The following is a 21526-nucleotide window of genomic DNA, read 5'->3' as shown; positions in this document are numbered from 1 at the left end:
CGTGGCGTGACGATGTTCAACAGACTGGCGATATCCACCCGCGTCATGATGCGGGGCTTCCTGTTCTGGCCGGCCGCCCTCAGCTGTTTCGGCATCGCCCTGGCGACGCTGGCCCTGATGATCGATGCACGGGGGTGGTTGGACGGCACGCTGACGGTATTCCCCTGGCTGGAAATTGATCGCGACGGTGCGGCATCGGTTCTCGGCACGATTTCCGGTGCCATGATGACGGTACTCAGCCTCGTCTATTCGCTGACATTGGTGGTGTTTACCCTGGCCGCCGGCAACATAGCGCCCCGCCTCCTGGAGACCTTCACGGACAATCGGGTCAACCAGGTTACGGTCGGCTTGCTGGGATCGACCTTTCTGTATTCCCTGCTGGCCCTTCACGGCATCACCGGCATTGAGACGCCACGCATCACGGTCGTCCTGGGAATGGGACTGGCGACGGTCAGCTTTTTCTGGGTCGTGTATTTCGTCCATGATACCGCTCAGCGCATCATGGTCGATAACGAGATCGGGCGGGTCCAGCGGTCGTTGCGTTCGACCATCGACCGGTTGCTGGCGGACGAGCCTGCCGAGGCGCCGGACGATACCGATTCCGTTCCGAAGGAGGGCGGGCGGGACCTCCTGGCAACCAAGACGGGGTACGTCACCGTCGTCGATACACAATCGCTGCTGTCCATCGCGCAGCGATGCGACGGATTCATCGAAATGCTGGTTCGACCGGGGCGCTTCATCATCAACCGGGAGCCCCTGGCTCGGCTCCACGGGATTGACGAGGCCGAGGATTCGGCGATCCATGGGGCGGTGATGGTCGCAGATGCCCGCGCGCCGGAGGGGGACATAGAGTTCTCGATCCACCTGAATGTCGAGATTGCACTGAAGGCGTTGTCTCCGGGCGTCAATGACGCCTACACGGCCATCAGTGCGATCGATCATCTGTCCGGCTCTCTGGCCAGGATACTGCAGCGCGGTGCGCCCAGTTCCCTGACCCGGGACAAGGAGGACACGCCGAGGATCTGGCACGAGATCATGTCCCTGCACGAAATCATCGGTACCGCTCTTCATCCCCTGCGGCGGGCATCGGCGCCGAACCTTCTGGTCATGATGAAGCTGATCGAGGCGATCCGGCGGATGGCGATCGTTACAGACCGGTCCAATACCCCCATCCTGATGCGGCATCTCAGGTTGATCGCGGCCGATATGCGGCGCGTCGTGGAAAACAGGGATGACCGCGATGCTCTCGCCGTTCTGATCCGGTCCGCCCGAAACGTCATGGTTTCGCGTGTGGCCGGCGACTAGAAACGTGTTGCCCGGGCTCCGGACACAAAAAAGCCCCCGGAAGGTTCCGGGGGCTTTCCTGCATGAGGCGTCGAGAATTATTCGACGGTGTAGGCCGAAGCCGTCTGGTCGGGCTCGATGACGCCCTGGACGACAATCTCGACACGACGGTTACGCAGTTCGCGCACGCCATCCGCCGTTTCGACAGCCGGATCCGTTTCGCCTTCGCTTTCCGTTCGAAGGGTATCAACCTTCGAGACTTCCAGCCCGTGGCGGATCAGCTCGGCGCGAACCGTCTCGGCGCGCTTCTTCGCCAGTTCCGCGTTGTAGTCGGCGGGGCCAGCACGGTCAGCGTGACCTTCGACATACAGTTCGATGTCGTCCTGGTTCGACAGATCGGCGACGATCTGGGAAACCTTGGCTTCGCCGGCCGGGTTCAACGCCGCTTCATCAAAGTCGAAATAGATGACGTGGCGAGCGATCTCTTCCATGACCGGCGGCGCGACCTTGGTTTCGGCCTTGGTCTCGACCTTCGGCTCTGCCGGCATCATCGCCTTGTGAAGGTCGGCCATGGCGGCTTCGAAGCCTTCACGGCAGCGTGCGATGTGCAGGGTCTGCCAGCCTTCTTCCTGCTGTTCGACCCAGCAGTCGTATTTCGACTGCGCTTCCGCGGCCAGTTCCGGGGCAATCGTGGCGGCGCCGTCATTCAGCGCCATCACCAGCTGATGGCGGCCGGATTTCAGATCGCTGCGCGCCTGCGCACTGTCGATATCCCAGTTCTGCGGCTGGAACGGTTCCGGCGCGACTCCGGCGCGGGCCTGCATGCCACGCTCTGCATAGGTTTCAGCGTCGATGTAATCGTACATTTCCTGGTACTCATAGACGCTCAGATCCTGGTAATCGCGCGCCAGGTAATCGGTGAAAGTCTTGCCCGAAATCGACTCGTCCTTGAACGCGGCGTAATCCGGGAACAGCAGGTTCGCGGCGGAGGCCGGAGTCGCAGCAACGCCGCCGACAAGCACGAGCGGGGTGGCATAGGTAAGGATCTTTCGGAAGGCCATGAATGGTTCTCCTCTTTTCCTGGTGCGGACCGCGCAGCCTGTCTGCGGCGCGCGGCCATCTGATCGGAACGACCGGCTCCGGCCGCTCCAGGTCTCGTGAAAGAAACGCGTGGGTGGAATGAAGGTTGCGATTTTTTTCGAACAAACCGTTTAAAATACAACAGCGTGGTAAAGCTGACTTGAACTGGCTGTGCGCTCGCCGCGGTAAAGCCCCGCGCACGAGTGGTCGCCGGAAGATGGCGCCGAGAGGTCAGAAACTGCTGGTCTGCTGACCTTCGACCTGCTGCGGTTCCGGCATATCGAACATATAGACCGAAACGATCAGCCCGATGGTCAGTGCGGCCAGGGTAAGAGCAAGATATTTCATGCCTGTGCCAATTCCTCCAAGTAATCGGCGCTGGAGACGCCGGAGAGGGGCGTCGGTGCGACGCCCCTCTCGAAATCACGGATCCCGTGAGGGGAGCCGGGATTCACTGCCAATACGTTACTCTTTCGTCAGTTCCTTCCAGGCAGCTTCCATGCGGTCCGTGGATTCATCGAACTTGGCCTTTGCTGCCGCCCAGTTTTCTTCCGACGCGTCCTCGACGTCCTGCCAGGCGATCTGCAGTTCGGCCCAGGCCTCGGTCGCCGCGTCGCGCGCTTCTTCGGTGGCGTTCTCCGCAAAATTCTGCAGATCGTCGCCGGCCTCCTCGACCTTGCGCTGCCATTCCGCGAAGGTGGCCTCCATTTCGCTCCGTTCGGATTGCAGCCCGGAAGCTTCGACCATCTGAAGGGGGGCTTCCGCGAGGCGCAGCGACACCGGAACCTGAACAGCAGAAGCTGAATTCGAAGGCATGGCGATGGCGCCCGCGATGGGGGTGGCAATCAGCGCAGCAGTGGCGATGAACTTCGTGGAAAACGACATCGTGATCTCCTGATGAAGTTGGTGTTCACCCCAGAAACGCATCAAACCGCCAGGCGTTGCAGGTGGAGTGCGTTTTTTTGAGATCAGAAAAATTTTGGTCGTGAAGCAACCGTGGGCCGTCGCCGCGCGTTAGTTGGGCACCGTTAGAAATTTCTGAATTTTTCCGGGGGTATCATGGCCTTTCTCCGCACGCTCGCGCTCATCCTGCCGCTTTTTATTGTCATGCCGGCGTCGGCGCAGTCGATTGTGCCCGGCAACCCTGCCTCATCCGGGGCTCAGACGTTGACCGAGGAGCAGGCTTCGGCGCTTGAGGAACTGATTGAGAAGCTTGAGTCCGAAAGCGGACGAAAGGAATTGATCGATCAGCTAAAGGCTTTGCTGGATGCGTCACGAAAAGGTGAGGCAGCCACTGGAAATCAGGACTCAAGCCAGGACGGAAATGAAGGCCTGGCGGAATCGGTCACCGACTCGCTGGGCATCGACGCCTTGTCCGAAGAGGTGATGGCGCAATACAAATCCTGGATCCAGGAATTGGGCGTGCGGCAGAACACGCCGATACAGATCGCCGTTCTGACGGCGCTCGTAATCGGGTGGGGTATTCTTGCGCTGATTGCCGCCGCGCTGATCCGAAAGGTGTCTTCGGGACGTGCCGTGGAACGATGGAAGCGGGTCTCAAGCCCCAATCGCATCTCCCGGTACTTCAGCGCCGCCCGATGGTTGATACAAGGGGCGCTGACCGTCGGCGTGATTTATCTTGCCGCGGCGACGCTTGGTTATTCTCTGGAAAACGGCGAATTCGGAAAGTGGTTGGGCGAAACGGCGAACACCGTGTTCGGCATCCTGTTGGTGCTTGTCGTTGCCTTGGCGATCTATGAACTGATCGTCTTTGCCCTGGCGCGACTGGCACGACGGGACAGCAACCGGCTCCAGACCGTCATTCCGCTGCTTCGCAATATCGTCGTGGTGACAATGTCGGTGGTGGTCGGGTTGGTCGTCCTGTCCGAGTTCGGGATCGACATCATGCCACTTCTGGCCGGGGCCGGTGTCGTCGGCATCGCGATTGGTTTCGGTGCCCAGGCACTGGTCAAGGACCTCCTCTCTGGCATCCTGATCATCATTGAGGACCTGTTCCAGGTTGGCGACTGGGTGGCGCTGGGCGATTCCGAAGGCACCGTGGAAAACATCACGTTCCGCAAGGTTGACCTCCGGGACCTGAGCGGCGCCGTCCATACGATCCCGTTCGGTACCATCGAGACCGTTCGCAACATGACGAAGGACTACAGCTACGCCGTTCTGGAAACCGGTGTGGCCTATCGCGAGGATACCGATGCCGTCACTGAGGAAATCATCGCGGTCGCCGAGGAATTGCGGAAGGACGATACGTTCGGCCCGCTGATTCAGGGGGATCTGGAGGTGATGGGCGTCAACGATTTGGGCGACTCCGCCGTGGTCATCAAGACCCGGACCCGGACCATCGCCGGCCGTCAATGGGCCGTCGCCCGCGAAATGCGCCGTCGTATCAAGTATCGCTTCGACGAGTGCGGAATCGAGATTCCGTTCCCACATCAGACGATCTATTTCGGCGAACCCAAATCCGGTTCGGCGCCGCCGGCCAACATCTCGCTGCTGGATCGCTCGGAGAAATCCCGCCAGGCACAGGGTGACGGCGGGCAGGCCGCATCGTCCGGCGGCAGCGACGAGGAAATGACCTCGACAGGGCGTCTGGGGGACAGCGCGGAAGACTGACGGCGGCCTCTTGGTCGACGGGCGCACGGGATGCTGCCAACGCGAACCCGGATCGCAACCTTTCCGTTTCAAGGGCGTTAGTACAGCAAGAGTGGCGCACGACGCGCCGCAACGACGAAACGGAAGGAGAAGTCACAATGCTTGAGGCGATCCGTAAGTTCACGTTTCCGATTATTCTGCTGGCCGGCACGATGGGTCTGGCTGCCTGTGAAACCGTCGAGGGTGCGGGCCGTGACATCGAACAGGCCGGTGAATCCATTCAGGACGCTGCCGAGTAACGCGGCCGGCGATCATGAATTCGGATATCCTTGAAGGACGTTGGAAGGAGCTGAAAGGCGAAGTCAAACGCAAGTGGGGCCAGCTGACGGATGACCAAATCCATCAGATCGAAGGCAGCCACGACCGTTTGATCGGCGCCATACAGCGGAGCTACGGGCTGACCCGCCATGAAGCGGAAAAGGAAGTCCGCAGTTGGCTCGGTCGCTGACAGCCGCCCTGCAACCGTCAGACATCATCCAGACAGCGAAAGGAGAAACTCCATGCTTGGTTGGGCCATCACCTGTTTGATTCTCGCGCTTATCGCCGCCGTTCTCGGCTTCGGCGGACTGGCCGGTACCTTTGTCGGCATCGCGGAAATTCTGTTCTTTGTCTTCATTGTGCTGTTTGCGATCACCGCGATCGTCGGTGCGATCCGGGGTCGCCAGCCGCGGCTCTGATCGACAAGGGATCCGCGCCATGCGCGCCTAATTCGAGCCTGTCCCCGTCGAGCCCTCGGCGGGGACAGATTCGTTTCATTGGTTCGGAAGTTGGGGCGTCGACAAGTGAGTGAGAACGCAATGTCCATGGAAAGTGTTGAACCGGGCGATCTGCTTCGCGCCAAGCTCGGCAAGGTGATGGAGACGCGGCAGGACGCCGTGGAGGCTCTGGCCGCCTGCCTGACGGGCACGCATGTGGTCGAACCCGGCACGGAACTGGTGTCACGGGATCGCCCCTATAGCGGGACCTTCGTCATCCTGTCGGGATGGGCCATGCGGTCGCGCGACGTCTATGATGGGGAGCGTCAGATCATCAGCTTTCTGCTGGCCGGTGACACTGTGGGATATGCCGCCAATTTCTTTGATGTGGCCGATCACGATGTCAGGGCGATCACGCGACTGACCTATGCGAAGCTGGACTCCGCGGCGCTCTGGAAGGTCGCTGCGGAACACCCGAAACTCTTCGGCGCCTTCGTCTGGGGCATTGCCCAGGAAGAGGCGATGATGCGCGATCAGATCGTCGGTCTGGGACGGCTGCGGGCAACCGACCGCATTCGCCTTCTGTTGGCGGAGCTCGTCATGCGCCAGAGCCTGACCGGCGTTCCCTATCCGAAGTCCCACGAACTGCCGTTGAACCAGCAACTGGTCGCGGACAGCGCCGGAATCTCGATCACCCATGCCAACCGATGCATCGGCGAACTGTCCCGTGCGGGTTTCCTCAGCATCGGGCATAACCGGCTGCGGATTCTGCAGGTGGTGCCAGGACCTGAGTGATCCGGGGCGCCGGCTATTTCCCCAGCAGCAGCTCCGGCAGGTAAAGAACGATACCCGGATAAGCGATCAGGGCCGCGATGGTCAGGGCATCCGCCACGAAGAACGGCGAAGAGCCGCGGAACACGTCCTGGACCGAAATGTCCGGCCGGACCCCGGCGACAACAAAACAGTTCAAGCCGATTGGCGGTGTTATCAAACAGAGTTCCGCCATCTTCACCACAATGATCCCGAACCAGATGGCGCAGCCGGTGCTGCTCATCCCGAAGGCACTGTCGGCGGCTTCCACCCCGACACCGCCGTTCAGGGCGATGACGGCCGGGAACACGACCGGCAATGTCAGCAGCAGCATGCCGATCGCATCCATGAACATGCCCAGGATGGCATAGGCCAGCAGGATCAGAACGAGCGTCAGCATGGGGCTTTGTTCAAGGGTCGAGATCCAGTCGGCGAAGGCGCCCGGCAGATCGGCGAACCCCAGGAAGCGGACATAGATCAGGACGCCCCAGATGATCGTGAAGATCATCACCGACAGTTTTGCGGTCTCCAGCAACGCGTCCTTGAACTGCGGCCAGCGCATCCCGCGGAACAGGGCCATCAGGAATACCACGAAGGCACCCAGGGCACCGCCTTCCGTTGGGGTCCCCCAGGCGTCGCCGCCGAACGGGTTGTAGATGAAGAAGATGATGATGGTGATCACGAAGAAAATCGGGAAGGCGCCCGGCAGCGACTTGAAGCGCTGACCCCAGGTGAACCCTCCAACCGGCGGGCCGAAATTCTTGAAGCTGAGTGCCAGGATGACTACCAGACCGCCATAGATCAGGGCGGAGAATGCGCCGGGAATGAAACCAGCCAACAGCAGCGCGCCGACATCCTGTTCGACGATGATGGCATAGATAACCAGAATCGCAGACGGCGGGATCAGCGATGCCAGGGTCCCGGCGCAGGCCACCACACCGGCAGCGAAGCGCTTGTCGTATCCGACCTTCAGCATTTCCGGAATGGCGATGCGCGCGAAGACGGCGGATGTCGCAACCGACGCACCGGACACGGCGGCGAAGCCGGCCGTCGCGAAGACCGTGGAGACGCCGAGCCCGCCCGGCAGCCATCCGACCCATCGCTTGGCGGCTTCGAACAGGGCTTTGGTCAGGCCGGCGTAATAGGCCAGGTAGCCGATCAGAATGAAGGTCGGGATCAAGGACAGGGCCTGGGAGGCGATCTTGGAATGCGGGACGGAGCCTGCGGTCTTTACCGCAACGGTCAGCGCCCACATGAACTGGCTCGGGTCGTAACCCTTCTTGGCCCAGAAGATCCAGATCAGACCGGCGACGCCGGCGATGGCGGCGGCAAAGGCGACGCGCACGCCGATGATCACCATGACCAGCAGGCCCGCCGAGACGATGAGGCCGATATCGAGACTGTCCATCAGGCGGCCCCCCCATTGCGGCCTTTTCGATCGTCTTCCATGCCGGATACTGTCGCAGCTTCATTGGCGGCGATCGTGCTGACATCTTCGATCAAGGGTACGGCAACCGGTTCTTTTGTTCCGGTAACGATGGCCCGGCCGAAGCCCCAGAGCTGGAGCGTCAGCCGCAGGCTGAGTACTGCGAAGGCGACAGGCGCCAACAGTTTTGCCGGCCAGAGCGGCAGGCGGATGTCAACACTGGAATCGCGACTCCACAATGGTGCGTTGAAATCAAAGGATCGGTCGAAATGCGACCAGCTGCCCCAGACAAGCAGTAACATGAGAATCAGCATCACCAGGACGGACACGAATTCGGCCGTCCACAGCGCACGGCCGGAAAGACGCGCAATCAGAATATCCATTCGGATATGACCGCCGAGTCGCTGGCAGTAGGCGACGCCGATAAAGGCAATCAGCGGCATGGCCTGTTCGATCCAGTCGACATAGCCGGGCAGCGGCCGGTTGAAGAAGTTGCGTCCGCCGACACTGATAACCGCCATGACCATCAGCGAGAAAACCGCCAGACCGCCGATTAACGCCAGGACTGTCTCCAGGCGAAACAGCGTACGGTCAATGCGGCTGAGCAGCGAATCGTCGCTCAGAATGGATGCGTGTCCGGCCATGGCTCTGTCCCCCTCGAACTGGCTACACCCCGCCCGCGCTTGGGCGGGCGGGATGCAATGGCATGGTCGAGGTTATTCGCCGACGATGCCCGTGACCAGATCGTAGAGTTCCTGGGCCGGCAGACCGCGGGCGTTGTTCTCTTCGATCCAGGACTGGGCAGCCGGGCCGGCAACCTTCTCGCGGAACGCCGCAAGGGCTTCGGCACTGTAGGTCACGCGCTCGATACCCTTCTCGTCCAGCAGCGGGCCCCATTTGGCCATCGTCTGGTCGTTGTAGTAGCTGACATAGTGTGCCAGCGCTTCATCGACCGAGCCCAGCAGGGCATCGCGTTCGGCGTCGGACAGGGCGTTCAGCGCGTCGGTGTTGACGACGACCGGGCAGTTGACGGTGCCCGGGTTCAGGTTGGTCGTCCACCACTTGGCATTTTCGACTGTGCCGAAGGACATGTGCGCATGCGGCGCGAAGGACACGGCCTTCACGACACCGCTGTCCATGGCCTGCCGGACTTCGGTGGCGGACATGGAGGTCGGCACGGCGCCGACGGCTTCCATCGCCTTACCGATGCCGCCGGTGGCGCGAACGGTCAGGCCTTCATAATCGGCCAGCGTCTTCGGCGCATCGCCGACACCGACGATGTTGTATTGCGGCAGCGGCGACGGCATCAGCAGCGTCGCATTCCAGCGCGCCAGGTCTTCCTGGACCGCGGGGTGCTGGTAGACTGCCATCGAAGCCTCGATTTCCTTCTCCAGGGAATCGACGCCGAGGAAGGGCAGTTCCAGAACCGTAATCGACGGGTTCTTGTCCTCATGGTAGCCGGCACAGAACTGGGCCATTTCGAAGGCGCCGATGGAGATACCGTCCAGGTTCTCCTTGTTCTTGGCCAGACCGCCATAGGAAATGTTCAGCGTGAATTCGCCATTCGTCTTTTCGCTGACCAGTTCGGCCAGTTTCTCGACGTGTTCGGTGAAGGCGCGACGCTTGCCCCACAGGGAAACGTTCCACTCGGTCGCCAGCGCCTCGGTGGCGAAGGACAGGCCGAGCACGGCCGAAACGGCAATGCCGAAAGTCTTGGATTTCATCGGATCCTCCCATGAACGGTTAGTGGAATTCTTGATTGCCGCGGAGGGTAGGGAGGTCACGCAACCGGGGCTATGAAGAAATGCGCGCAAGCGCGTCATCTGCCCTGCGGATTTCCGCAGGGCAGATGCAAGCCGCAGATATCATTAGAGCAATTCGGCCTTGTTCAGGCCCAGTTTGACGATTTTCTCGTTGAGGGTCCGGCGGCCGATCCCCAGGGCTTCCGCGACCGCATCCATTTTGCCGCCATGCGTCTGGATCGCCTTGGCGACCAGCTGGCGTTCGAAGGCGGCGACAGCTTCGCGAAGGGTCTCGGGCACTTCCCCGCTGTCGCCGTCGAGGGCAAGTGCCTCGGCAACCGATCCCCGGCCGCGCCTTGCCGCCAGGACACGGCGCTCGGCGACGTGCCGCAACTCCCGGACATTTCCCGACCAGCCATGGGACAGCAGCCCCGCCAGATCTTCCGAGGTGGTGGCGGGCGCGGTGATCTCATAGAGCGCGGCGTACTGCTCCACGAAATGGGCATAGAGCAGCGGGATGTCGTCGCGTCGGTCGCGCAGTGCCGGCAGGCTGAGGACCACCGTGTTCAGCCTGAACAACAGGTCTTCGCGGAACTTTCCCGTTGCGACCGACGTATCCAGCCTTTCGTTGGAGGCGGAGACGATGCGGAAATCCGAACGCGTGGGCTCCGCCGCCCCCAGGGCCATGAATTCCCGCGTCTCGATGGCGCGCAGCAGCTTTGCCTGTGCCGCCAGCGGGCAGGCGCCGATCTCGTCGAGGAACAGGGTGCCGCCATCGGCGGAGGCCAGCATGCCGCGCGTGCCGTCCGCCGTTCCGAACATGGTCGTTTCGAAGTGCTCGACGGGGATCGTGGCGCAGTTGACGGCGATGAAGGGGCCCGCGGACCGGGTGCTGAGATCGTGCAGAGACCGGGCGACCAGTTCCTTGCCGGTCCCGGTCTCTCCCAGCAGCATGACCGATACTTCGGTGCCGCTGAGGTCCAGAATATCCTCGCGCAGATCCCGGATCGGCTTGGAATCGCCCAGCATGACCCGGTCCAGGTCCGACAGGCTGGCCAGCCTGTCACGCAATCGTGCGGCATCCCTGGCCAGACGATGCTGTTCCGCCGCATGGCGCAGGGCGGTCAGCAGCCGGCGCGGCTCAAACGGCTTCTCCATGAAACTGTAGGCGCCCTGCTGCATCGCCTCGACCGCCATCGGAATGTCGCCATGGGCGGAGATCAGCAGGACCGGCGGGGAGTCGCGCTCGGTCAGGCTGCGCAGCAATGCCATGCCGTCCATGCCCGGCATCCGCACATCCGTCAGCACGACATCGGGCTGCAATGTCGCGATGCGGCTTTCAACCGGCTGCGCTGAGGGCAGGGTTTCCACCTGCCAGCCGGCAGCTTCCAGCAGATGCTGTAGCGAATCCCGCATTTCGCGGTCATCGTCGACAACCAGGATGCGGAAACGGTCAGACGGCTGACCTGTCATGCGGCCCGTTCCTCCTCAATCAGCGGGAAGCATACCGAGAATTCGGCACCGCCGCCGTCCCGGTTCTGCGCCGCAAGCGAACCGCCGTGCTCTTTCACGATCTCGGCCGAAATCGCAAGTCCCAGACCCATCCCGTCGCCCGAGGCCCGGCTGGTCACGAAGGGTTCCTGCAGTTCCTCCAGGCTGGCATTGCCGAGCCCGCATCCGGTGTCGGCGATGGCGATCCGGATGGTCCCGCCCTCATCCGCGATGGTAACGCTCAGGACCTTCGTTTCACTGTCCTTCATGGCCAGTATGGCATTGCGCACCAGATTGACGAAGACCTGCTCCAGCCGCATCCGGTCGCCATGGACCGGAACCGGCCGTTTCGTGATGGTCTCTTCGACGGTCACACCGGCGGCACGGGCATCTGCCGCGATCAGTTCCTGCGCCCCGCGCCACACCGCGACCATGTCGGTCGGGGCAAATCGGTCCGTGCTGGGCTGTGCGAAGAAACGCAGCTGGGCCGTCAGTCTTTCCATGCGGGCGACAATTCCGGTCAATCGACCGAAGATGCGGGATTGTCCGTCCGGCTGTGGCGCCATTTCCGCCGCGGCCAGATAGTTCTTCATGGCCGCGATCGGTTGACCCAGTTCATGGGTGACGGATGCGGCAAGCTGACCCAGCGCGGCCAGTTTGCTGGCGCGCGCCAGTTCCGTGCGCGCGGATTCCAGCCGCTGTTCCGCCGCGCGTCGTTCCTCGATCTCGCGGGCCAGTTCGACATTCGCCAGCCGCAGTTTGCGGCGCGCCGCCTGGGAGGCTTGCAGGGCCGTCCGGATGCGCCGGGCGCGTATATATAGGCCTATGGCCAGAAGCAGGGCCGCGACGATGGTCGCCGCGATTACGCTGAACCATGCCTGAACCAGAACCTCGCGCTCGTCCGTCAGGAAGTGCAGGGTCCATTTCGGGGCGGGAATGCCGGCGGTGACATGCAGGAACCGCGTGCCGTTCAGAACGGCGATATCAGGTCCTTCCGTCCGCCATTGCAGGGCCGCCAGAGGTTCATTCCCGAACTGGCGGCCATCCCGGATGGCGATCCGTCGCGGCTCCGGAATGCGTTCCAGTGCGCGATACCGCCATGCCGGATCGGAGGACAGGACGACAACCCCATCCGGGTTGGACACGAAGACCGTCTCGCCGCCTCGGTTCCAGGCTGTTTCCAGGCCGGTCAGATCCAGTTTCAGGGCGATCACGCCGCGGATCTGTCCGGTCTCGTCCCGCACCGGCTCCGCAACGAAAAAGCCGGGCCGAAGCGTTGTCGCGCCAATTCCGAAGAACTGGCCGCGATTGCCCTGCATGGCGCTGCGGAAATAGGGGCGAAATCCGTAGTTCTGGCCCAGAAAGGTCTGCGGTTGATCGTAGTTGGAGGCGGAGATGGTCAGCCCTGTCCGGTCCATCAGATAGATTGCGTCCAGGGCCGCCTGATCGGAAAAGTCGGCCAGGCGCCGGTTCAGCGCATCCCGATCGCCGCCGCTGGCCGCGTCGATCACATAGGGGTCGCGCGCCAGTACATAGGGCAGGTGCTGATAGCGGTCCAATGCGCTGATCAGGGTGCTGCGATACAGGGTGACACGACCTTGAGACCGCTGAAGTTCCAGCGATTCGAAATAGGACAGCGATACCTTGAACAAGATTGCCGTCACGCCCGCGAATATCGCGACCGCCAGCAGCAGCCAAACCCCGATGCGCGGGCGCGCCAGATCCGGAAAATCACCTTTCGCCATGCCTTTTTCGTACCCGCAGACCATTCCCGTGTCGACAAATCCGACCATCAGACCGGGCCGACAGACCAGTTTCATAAAGTTTACCATTGCATGTCGACACGTCATTCAGTACGAATCCTAAAAAGTAAAACTAAATTCCGCATAGTGGAACTGAACCTGGGAGGAACGATCCAATGAAATTCCGTAAAAGTACCCTTGCGCTTGGCATGGCGATGTCCCTGTTCGGCGCGGTCGCCGCTTCGGCTGAAACAGTCCTGATTCATGGTGAGGCCGGTCCGAATCGCGGGGCGCGTGCCAAAGCCTTGCAATGGTTCGCGGACGAGGTCGGCGCCAAGTCCAATGGTGATGTCAAGATCGACATCCAGTGGGGCGGCGCGCTCTACAAGGCGCCGGCGGCCGTTCAGTCCATCGGGCAGGGTGTATCCGACCTGGGTACGGTCATTGCAGTCTATTTCCCGCAGGAAATGATCGGATACGGCATCGCCGATCTGCCGGTACAGAACCCCGACGCCTGGGTCGGCATGCGGGCCACGGACGAGTTGATGCGCAATTCGGACGCCATTGCCGCCGATCTGGCTGAAAAGAATCTGGTCTATATCGGCACCTTCACGACCTCTGCGGTTCACATCGGCTGCAAGGGGGATGCGATCCGGTCCATCGACGATATCGCGGGCAAGAAGGTCCGCGGCGTCGGTGCCTACGGCAAGGTGTTTGCCGAATTCGGCGCGAACATGGTTCCGATGAGCATCTACAAGGCCTATCAGGGACTCGATACGGGGCTGCTGGACTGCTCTCAGGGGTATTCCTATGCGGTTTCCGCCCTGAAACAGCAGGAAGTCATCAACAATTATACCCTGCTGAACTGGGGCCAGGTCGGTGGCCTGGGCATCTTCATGAACAAGGATTCCTTCGACGCGCTGGATGAAGCCCAGCAGAAGGTCATCATGGAAGCCGGCATGGGCATGGCGGACGAGTTCGGTCGCCTGATCACGGCCGCTAACGAGGCTGCGATCGAAAAGATGAAGGAATCCGGCGTCGAGATCATCGAACTGCCGGCGGCCGATCTGGAGAAGCTGAAGCAGAGCGGTGAGAAATTCGTCGGTGAATGGGTCGAGAGCGCGAACGGCATCGGCCTCGACGGTACCGCCCTGATGGAAGAATATCGTGGTCTGATCGCGAAATACACCAAGGAGCGTGATGAAAAGGGCTATCCTTGGACGCGTAACTAAGGGATCGGCACGTTGAGCGGCGGCGGAACGACCATGCTGGGTAAGTTGGAAAACATTCTGCTCGGCATCGGCGCCGTCGCCGTGATCCTTCTTGGGCTTCTGATCACGGCCAGTGTCGTGACGCGGTCGGCCTTCGGGGTTGCGCTGCCTGATACCATTGTTCTGGTGCGTGAATTGATGGTTGCGGCGATCATTTTGCCGCTTGCGGCGACAACGGCAGCCCGGAACCATGTTTCGGTATCCTTCTTTTCCGACAGGTTTTCCGCCCGTATTCGCGGTTGCTGCATCATCTTCGGGTCAATCGTCGGCATGCTGGCGCTACTGCCCCTGATCTATGCGGCCGGGCGGGAGGTCATTCACATGGCCGCGTCCGGCAGTTTCTATTTCGGCGACCTGAACCTGCCGAAATGGCCGGGCCGGGCGATCTTTGTCATCGGCATCGCGGTCTGCTGGCTGCGGCTTCTGGCGCTGGCGGTGACGGACATCCGGGCCGGGGCGGCGACAACCGGCCTTGCCGAATCCGGTCACTAGGAGCGATTTCGAATGGACCCGAGCCTGATCGGTCTCTTCGCATTTCTTGCCGTCCTGCTGCTGCTGGCGGTGCGTGTGCCCATCGCCTTCGCGCTGGCCGGCGTCGCGGCGGTCGCCAGTTTCTGCATCTTCGCCTTCCGCACCGGCACCTTCATGCCGGAACGGGCCTTCAAGGCGACGACGTCGATGGTGTTCTCGAACTCCTTCGACCTGATCCATTCCTATGACCTCAGCATGATCCCGCTCTTCGTGGCGCTGGGGCACATCGCCTACCGATCCGGCATTACAACCGACATCTATTACGCCGCCCGGGTCTGGCTCAGCCGTTTGCCCGGCGGCGTCGCAATGGCATCGGTGGTCGGGTGCGGCGGCTTTTCCGCCATTACCGGGTCCAGCGTCGCCTGCGCGTCGACGATGGGGCGGATCTGCACGCCCGAGATGCTGCGCATGGGCTATGACCCGCGTCTGGCCACGGCCAGTGTGGCGTCCGGCGGCACGCTGGGATCCCTGATTCCGCCCAGCGTTCTGTTCATCATCTACGGGATATTCACCGAAACCTCGATCAGCCGCCTGTTTCTGGCCGGAGTTCTGCCAGGCATCATTTCGCTGCTGGGCTTCCTGCTGGTGATTTATATCTGGGTGAAGCGGGACCCTTCCGCGGCGCCGGTCGATGACGGCCAGGTCGCGATGCGGGACCGCTTCAAGGCCGCCACAAGGGCGTGGCCCGCGCTGACCCTGTTCGCGATCATCGTCGGCGGCATTTACGGTGGAATCTTCACTGCGACCGAGGCTGCCGCGGTCTGTGTCGTCGCCGCGGTCGTGATCGGCTTTGCCCAGCGCAAACTGGATTTGAAGGCGATATGGGAATCCATGCGCGAGACCTGCATCCAGACAGCGTCGATTTTCTTCATCGCGGCGGGGGCAAAGATCTTCGTCGCCTTCATTGCCCTGACCGGGTTGGCACCGGATCTGGTGACCTCGGTGACCGAGGCGGAACTGTCGCCGGTATTGCTGCTGATTGCGATCGCGCTGATCTATCTGTTGTTGGGCATGTTCCTGGATCCGATCGGGATCATGGTGCTGACCCTGCCGCTCATGGTTCCGCTGGTCGAAAGCTACGGGTTCGATCTGATCTGGTTCGGGGTTGTGGTGATCAAGCTCCTGGAGATCGGGCTGATCACCCCGCCGGTCGGGCTGAATGTCTTCGTGATCGCCAATGTGGTCGGCAAGGAAGTGTCGATTGATCGGATTTTCTCGGGCATTTTGCGCTTCCTGTCGGTGGATGTGATCGTGCTGGTGCTGATCATCGCCTTCCCGATCCTGTCGCTTTTGATCCCCAACACCATGTGGTAGGGCCGCAGCATGTCGTCGGATAAGTCGGATAAGAAGGGGCAGAGCCCGGACCTGCAGGGGGATCGTCGATTCGCCACGACGCTGGCCCGCGGTCTCAGCGTCCTGCGGGCCTTCCGCGCGTCTGACGACGGTCTGGGCAATCAGGAGATCGCGGAACGCACCGGTCTTCCCAAGTCCACGGTTTCGCGCCTGACCTTCACGCTTCAAGCGCTGGGTTACCTTTCGCATGAGGGACGCCGGGACCGGTATCGTCTCGGGCCCTCGCTGCTGGCATTGGGCAATGTGGCAACGGCGTCGATGTCATTCGTCGACGTGGGTTCACCGATCATGCAGGCGCTGGCCAACGAAACCGGCACGCTGGTGGTGCTGGCCGTGCGGGACGAGCGCAAGCTGCTGCTGGTCAAGACCTGGCGTCCGCGCGGGGTCTCTTCAATCTGGTTGGAGACCGGCCACCGCATTCCCGTGAAGGGATCCTCCTCCGGCCACGCGCTGCTGGCGGCCTTGTCGGACAGTGAGTTCGAGGAAGTGGCGGCCTATCTGGAGGGGGAGAACGGCCTGACGATCGATATGGCCCGCACATTGCGGAACGAGGCTTATGCCGATCTGGTGTCGGTCGGTCATGTCATTGCGCGGCCGGAAATCCGCTTTGCGTCGACCGTGAACGCGGTGGCCGTGCCGTTCCGGAGCTATGAACTGACGGAACCGGTGATCTTCACCTGTGGTGCGTTGCCAAAAGACCTGACGGATGCCCGTATGCAGGAGGAGGTAGGCCCGAAATTGCGGGCTGCCGTCCGGGAGCTGGAACGGGCAACCGGTCAATCCCCTGCGCTGGCGCAGCGTGGGTGACGGTTGCCATAAATATGAACTGTGGTAATTCCGCATAGTGGAATTCAATTTTATTTATTGAAATTCCGCTGACGGTTGCTAGGTTTTGACAATCGTTGCGGCAGGCCGCAGGCCGCCGCCAGGAGGAGTACAAATGTCCGATTTGGTCCGTGTGTCTGTCCAAGATCGCATTGCCGTCATTCGCGTGGCGAATCCGCCGGTTAACGCCCTGTCTCAAGGGGTGCGCCAGGGGCTGTCCGATGCGATCGAAACAGTCGATACCTCCGCGGATATCGATGCCGCGATCATTGTCGGCGACGGTCGGACCTTCATTGCCGGGGCTGACATTTCCGAATTCGGCAAGCCGCCGCTGCCACCCGCCCTGCCGGATGTCGTCAACCGGATCGAGGCCTCGATGAAGCCGGTCGTCGCCGTCCTGCACGGCACCGCCTTGGGCGGTGGACTGGAAGTGGCGCTGGGAGCCCATTACCGGGTCGGCCTGAAAGGGGCACGAGTCGGTCTTCCGGAGGTGACCCTGGGCATTCTGCCCGGCGCCGGTGGGACACAGCGCATGCCGCGCCTCGTTGGTGCGGAGGCCGCACTGGACATGATTACATCCGGCCGTCACGTGCCGATTACCGAAGCAGAGAAACTTGGAATCGTCGATGCGGTTTCGGATGAAGCCGATCCGGAAGCCGCCGGTCTGGCGTTCGCCTTGAAGCTATTGGCGGAAGGCAAGGGCGTTCGTCGAATCCGGGACATGGATGTGCCCGCGAAGGACGAGGCGCTTCTGTCGGACTGGCGCGGGAAAGTGACAAAGTCCGCCCGCGGCCAGATCGCGCCGCCGACCTGTGTCGACGCGGTGGAGGCGGCATTGACCCTGCCCTTCGATGAAGGGCTGGCGGAGGAGCGCCGCCTGTTCAAGACGCTACTGGAATCGCCGCAACGCGAAGGGCTGATCCACGCCTTCTTCTCCGAGCGCAAGGTTGCAAAGCTACCGGAACTGAAAGGCGTAGAACCGCGTCAGGTCGCCAGTATCGGTGTAATCGGCGGCGGCACGATGGGGGCGGGGATCGCCTTCTGCGCCTTGCTGAACGGGCTGGATGTCACGCTGATCGAACGCGACCAGGACGCTGCGGACAAGGCGGCGGGCACCATTGCCAAACTGGCCGACGGCAGTGTCAAACGGGGCAAGCTGACTCAGGACAGGCGTGACGCGCTGGTTGGCAAATCCTTCCGGGCGGTGACCGATTACGCCGCGTTGTCCGACGCCGATCTCGTGGTCGAAGCCGTGTTCGAAAGCATGGACGTGAAGAAGGATGTCTTCACCAAGCTGGACGCTGTATGCAAACCGGGTGCGGTGCTGGCGACCAACACATCCTATCTGGACATCAATGAAATTGCCGCGATGACCGCGCGCCCGCAGGATGTGATCGGCCTGCACTTCTTCTCGCCGGCCCATATCATGAAACTTCTGGAAGTCGTTGTGGCCGACAGGACGGCGCCGAATGTGGTGGCAACCGGCTTCGCATTGGCCAAGACCCTGAAGAAAATCGCCGTTCGTGCCGGGGTCTGCGACGGGTTCATCGGCAACCGGATGCTGGCGGTCTATCGTGCCGCAGCGGATCATATGATCCTGGACGGGGCCAGTCCCTACCAGATCGACAAGGCGCTGGTGAGTTTCGGCTTTGCCATGGGACCTTTTGCGGTCAGCGATCTGGCCGGCTTGGACATTGGTTGGGCGACGCGCAAGCGCCGTGCCGCGACCCGCGACCCGCGTGAACGTGTGCCGACCTACGCGGATCGCATCTGCGAGAACGGCTGGTTCGGTCAAAAGACCGGACGCGGCTATTACAAGTACGAAGATGGCGCCCGCAAGGGTACGCCGGATCCCGAGGTCGAACAGATCATCGCAGAGGAACGCGCCAAGCTGGGGATTCAGCCGCGTGAATTCAGCGATGAAGAGATTGTCCGGCGCTATATGGCCGCGATGATCAACGAAGCGGCCAAGATCGTCGATGAAGGCATCGCCAGACGGCCGCTGGATGTCGATATCACCCTGTTGTCCGGCTATGGCTTCCCGCGTTGGCGCGGCGGCCCAATGAAGTATGCCGACATGGTCGGGTTGGACCGGATTCTCGACGACATCCGGACCTTTGCGCAGGAAGACGACTATTTCTGGCAACCGGCCCGCCTGATCGAGGATCTCGTGGCCAAGGGCGCCAATTTCGACAGTTTGAACAACGAGGGTTAAGACATGCGCGAGGCCGTCATCGTATCCACGGCGCGGACCCCGATCGGCAAGGCCGGTCGGGGGGCGTTCAACCGCACCCATGGTGCAACGATGGGCGGCCATGTCGCGGCCGAGGCGGTGCGGCGCGCGGGTGTCGCACCGGACCGGATCGAGGACAACATCGTCGGTTGCGGCTATCCGGAGTATGTGACCGGCGGCAACATCGCCCGGCAGATCGCGATTCGTGCGGGCCTGCCGGTCAGTGTCGCCGGCACGACCGTGAACCGTTTCTGCGCTTCGGGTCTGCAGGCCGTCGCAATGGCCGCCCATTCGGTCGTGCAGGATGGCGCGGCCTGTATTCTTGCTGGCGGTGTCGAATCCATATCGATGGTTCAACCGCCGGCGCGCCATAGTCGCGAGGCATGGATCGAAGCGCACAAGCCCGATCTCTATCTGACCATGATCGAGACCGCGGATATCGTGGCCCGTCGCTATGGTATCAGTCGGGACTATCAGGACGAATACTCACTCTCCTCCCAACAGCGTACGGCCGCGGCGCAGGAGTCAGGGCGGATTGATGCGGAACTGGTTTCCATCGATCTGGTAAAGGCCGTGAAGGACAAGGAAACGGGGGAGGTTTCGGAGCAGGAGATCACCCTTTCCAGGGATGAGTGCAATCGTCCCGACACGACCCTGGAGGGTCTTTCCAAGCTGGCGCCTGTGCGCGGCGAGGATCAGTTTATCACCGCCGGGAATGCCTCCCAACTGTCGGACGGCGCAGCAGCCCTGGTCGTCATGGACGCGAAGGAAGCCGAGCGCGAGGGGCTGGAACCACTGGGCGCGTTTCGCGGATTTTCGGTTGCCGGCTGCGAGCCGGATGAAATGGGGATCGGTCCCGTCCTGGCCGTCCCCCGGCTGCTCGAGCGGGCCGGCAAGAAGGTTTCGGACATCGACCTTTGGGAGTTGAACGAGGCTTTCGCCAGTCAGGCGCTCTATTGCCGGGATACGCTGGGCATCGATCCGGACATCTTCAATGTGAACGGCGGATCGATTGCCATTGGACATCCTTTTGGAATGACAGGTGCGCGGATGGTCGGCGCATTGCTGCTGGAAGGGAGACGCCGGGGCGCAAAGCTGGGCGTGGTGACCATGTGTGTCGGCGGCGGCATGGGCGCAGCAGGCCTGTTCGAAATCTACTGACGGGGGACCGGCCGATGGACTTGAGTTATACAGCGGAGGAATCCGCTTTCCGTCAGGAGGTTCGCGACTTCCTGAACGAGAAACTGCCGGAGCGTCTGTCGGAGAAGGTCCGACTTGGTAAGCGTCTTTCCAAGGCAGATCATGAGGAATGGCATGCGACCCTGAATGATCGCGGCTGGCTCGCCGGCAATTGGCCGGTGGAGTTCGGTGGCACGGGGTGGAACGCGGTTCAGCGCCACATCTTCGAAGAGGAAACGACCCTGGCCAATGCGCCGCGCATCGTGCCCTTCGGTCTGACCATGTTGGGGCCGGTTCTGCAGAAGTTCGGCTCGAAGGAGCAACAGGATCATTTCCTGCCAAAAATCCTGAACGGCGAGCATTGGTGGTGTCAGGGATATTCCGAGCCGGGGGCGGGTTCCGATCTGGCGTCGCTGAAGACCCGCGCGGTGCGCGACGGTGACGACTATATCGTCAACGGCCAGAAGACCTGGACAACGCTGGGACAGCACGCGAACTGGATATTCTGCCTCGTTCGAACCGATCCCGACTGCAAGCCGCAGGAAGGGATTTCCTTCCTGCTGATCGACATGAACAGCCCCGGTGTCGAGGTGCGTCCCATCGTGCTTCTGGAAGGGACACCGGAGGTGAACGAGGTCTTCTTCGACAATGTCCGCGTCCCCGCGGCAAACCTGGTCGGCAAGGAGAACGAGGGCTGGACCTATGCCAAGTTCCTGCTGACCCATGAACGCACCAATATTGCCGGGGTCGGGTTCTCCAATGCCGGACTGGCGAACCTGAAACGGATTGCGCGACAGGAAAAGTCGGGCGGGCGTCCTTTGATCGAAAACCCGCATTTCGCCGCGCGCATGGCCCAGGTCGAAATCGATCTGATGGCCATGGCGACGACCAACCTGAGGGTTATCGCCAAAGCCGCCGCCGGTCAGGCACCGGGTGCGGAAAGTTCCATGCTGAAGATCAAGGGCACGATCATCCGTCAGGAAATCAACGACCTGACGCGGCGGGCCGTTGGTCCCTATGCCATGCCGTTCGTGTCCGAGGCATTGGATGAAGGCTTCAATGAGGAGCCTGTCGGACCGGAATACGCGACCCCGGCTGCGCCGCAATACTTCAACAATCGAAAACTGTCGATCTTCGGCGGGTCCAATGAGGTCCAGCGAACGATCATCAGCAAGGCCATTCTGGAACTGTAAT

Annotated in this window: 20 protein-coding genes; 13 read left to right on the top strand and 7 right to left on the bottom strand. The window is 61.8% G+C overall.

Annotation, left to right across the window (positions count from 1 at the left end; all coding sequences use genetic code 11):
* Positions 1 to 12: 12 nt before the first annotated feature.
* Complete coding sequence (locus R8L07_04415; GenBank protein ID MDW3204766.1) at positions 13 to 1305, top strand: DUF2254 domain-containing protein; 1293 nt, start codon at positions 13 to 15, stop codon at positions 1303 to 1305.
* Between the two features lie 77 nt (positions 1306 to 1382).
* Here the strand turns inward: R8L07_04415 and R8L07_04410 are convergent, their stop codons facing one another.
* The gene (locus R8L07_04410; protein ID MDW3204765.1) at positions 1383 to 2345 is read right to left on the bottom strand and encodes an OmpA family protein; all 963 of its coding nucleotides are present in this window, start codon (positions 2343 to 2345) and stop codon (positions 1383 to 1385) included.
* A 484-nt stretch (positions 2346 to 2829) separates the two neighbouring features.
* Positions 2830 to 3249 carry a hypothetical protein gene (locus R8L07_04405; GenBank protein MDW3204764.1) on the bottom strand — a complete coding sequence of 140 codons (420 nt, stop codon included), beginning with the start codon at positions 3247 to 3249 and terminating at the stop codon, positions 2830 to 2832.
* 174 nt (positions 3250 to 3423) lie between these two features.
* Between R8L07_04405 and R8L07_04400 the strand changes: the two genes are divergently transcribed.
* From R8L07_04400 to R8L07_04380, 5 genes are all read left to right on the top strand, one after another.
* Entirely contained in the window at positions 3424 to 4995 is a 1572-nt protein-coding gene (locus R8L07_04400) for a mechanosensitive ion channel family protein (GenBank protein ID MDW3204763.1), read from the top strand.
* 137 nt (positions 4996 to 5132) lie between these two features.
* The gene (locus tag R8L07_04395; protein MDW3204762.1) at positions 5133 to 5273 is read left to right on the top strand and encodes an entericidin A/B family lipoprotein; all 141 of its coding nucleotides are present in this window, start codon (positions 5133 to 5135) and stop codon (positions 5271 to 5273) included.
* Positions 5274 to 5287: 14 nt separating this feature from the next.
* Positions 5288 to 5482 carry a CsbD family protein gene (locus R8L07_04390; protein MDW3204761.1) on the top strand — a complete coding sequence of 65 codons (195 nt, stop codon included), beginning with the start codon at positions 5288 to 5290 and terminating at the stop codon, positions 5480 to 5482.
* A 52-nt stretch (positions 5483 to 5534) separates the two neighbouring features.
* Positions 5535 to 5711, top strand: a complete 177-nt coding sequence (locus tag R8L07_04385; protein ID MDW3204760.1) for a DUF1328 domain-containing protein — start codon at positions 5535 to 5537, stop codon at positions 5709 to 5711.
* A 105-nt stretch (positions 5712 to 5816) separates the two neighbouring features.
* Positions 5817 to 6524, top strand: a complete 708-nt coding sequence (locus tag R8L07_04380; protein ID MDW3204759.1) for a Crp/Fnr family transcriptional regulator — start codon at positions 5817 to 5819, stop codon at positions 6522 to 6524.
* 13 nt (positions 6525 to 6537) lie between these two features.
* Here the strand turns inward: R8L07_04380 and R8L07_04375 are convergent, their stop codons facing one another.
* From R8L07_04375 to R8L07_04355, 5 genes are all read right to left on the bottom strand, one after another.
* Entirely contained in the window at positions 6538 to 7947 is a 1410-nt protein-coding gene (locus tag R8L07_04375; protein MDW3204758.1) for a TRAP transporter large permease, read from the bottom strand.
* Positions 7947 to 8609 (bottom strand): TRAP transporter small permease, encoded by a 663-nt coding sequence (locus R8L07_04370; protein MDW3204757.1) that lies wholly within the window; start codon positions 8607 to 8609, stop codon positions 7947 to 7949. The genes R8L07_04375 and R8L07_04370 overlap by 1 nt, the downstream gene beginning before the upstream one ends.
* A gap of 72 nt (positions 8610 to 8681) precedes the next feature.
* Positions 8682 to 9689, bottom strand: a complete 1008-nt coding sequence (locus tag R8L07_04365) for a C4-dicarboxylate TRAP transporter substrate-binding protein (GenBank protein ID MDW3204756.1) — start codon at positions 9687 to 9689, stop codon at positions 8682 to 8684.
* A gap of 144 nt (positions 9690 to 9833) precedes the next feature.
* Positions 9834 to 11180 carry a sigma-54 dependent transcriptional regulator gene (locus R8L07_04360; protein ID MDW3204755.1) on the bottom strand — a complete coding sequence of 449 codons (1347 nt, stop codon included), beginning with the start codon at positions 11178 to 11180 and terminating at the stop codon, positions 9834 to 9836.
* On the bottom strand, positions 11177 to 13018 hold the full coding sequence (locus R8L07_04355) for a cache domain-containing protein (GenBank protein MDW3204754.1): 1842 nt from the start codon (positions 13016 to 13018) through the stop codon (positions 11177 to 11179). Before R8L07_04355 ends, R8L07_04360 begins: the two co-directional genes overlap by 4 nt.
* A gap of 98 nt (positions 13019 to 13116) precedes the next feature.
* On the opposite strand from R8L07_04355, the gene R8L07_04350 reads away from it, so the two are divergent.
* The 7 genes from R8L07_04350 (at position 13117) to R8L07_04320 (ending at position 21525) form a co-directional block, all read left to right on the top strand.
* On the top strand, positions 13117 to 14172 hold the full coding sequence (locus tag R8L07_04350; GenBank protein MDW3204753.1) for a C4-dicarboxylate TRAP transporter substrate-binding protein: 1056 nt from the start codon (positions 13117 to 13119) through the stop codon (positions 14170 to 14172).
* Positions 14173 to 14205: 33 nt separating this feature from the next.
* Entirely contained in the window at positions 14206 to 14703 is a 498-nt protein-coding gene (locus tag R8L07_04345; protein MDW3204752.1) for a TRAP transporter small permease, read from the top strand.
* Positions 14704 to 14715: 12 nt separating this feature from the next.
* Complete coding sequence (locus R8L07_04340) at positions 14716 to 16056, top strand: TRAP transporter large permease (protein MDW3204751.1); 1341 nt, start codon at positions 14716 to 14718, stop codon at positions 16054 to 16056.
* Between the two features lie 9 nt (positions 16057 to 16065).
* Positions 16066 to 16902: an IclR family transcriptional regulator gene (locus tag R8L07_04335; protein MDW3204750.1), complete on the top strand. Its 837-nt coding sequence runs from the start codon at positions 16066 to 16068 to the stop codon at positions 16900 to 16902.
* Positions 16903 to 17035: 133 nt separating this feature from the next.
* Positions 17036 to 19135 carry a 3-hydroxyacyl-CoA dehydrogenase NAD-binding domain-containing protein gene (locus tag R8L07_04330; GenBank protein MDW3204749.1) on the top strand — a complete coding sequence of 700 codons (2100 nt, stop codon included), beginning with the start codon at positions 17036 to 17038 and terminating at the stop codon, positions 19133 to 19135.
* Positions 19136 to 19138: 3 nt separating this feature from the next.
* Positions 19139 to 20314, top strand: a complete 1176-nt coding sequence (locus R8L07_04325) for an acetyl-CoA C-acyltransferase (GenBank protein ID MDW3204748.1) — start codon at positions 19139 to 19141, stop codon at positions 20312 to 20314.
* A 14-nt stretch (positions 20315 to 20328) separates the two neighbouring features.
* On the top strand, positions 20329 to 21525 hold the full coding sequence (locus R8L07_04320) for an acyl-CoA dehydrogenase family protein (GenBank protein MDW3204747.1): 1197 nt from the start codon (positions 20329 to 20331) through the stop codon (positions 21523 to 21525).
* Position 21526 lies beyond the last annotated feature (1 nt).

This window comes from Alphaproteobacteria bacterium (assembly GCA_033344895.1).
Lineage (GTDB): Bacteria > Pseudomonadota > Alphaproteobacteria > UBA8366 > Aestuariispiraceae > Pacificispira.
Note: the sequence above shows the minus strand (reverse complement) of the source record. Positions and strands in the feature narration are given on the sequence as shown.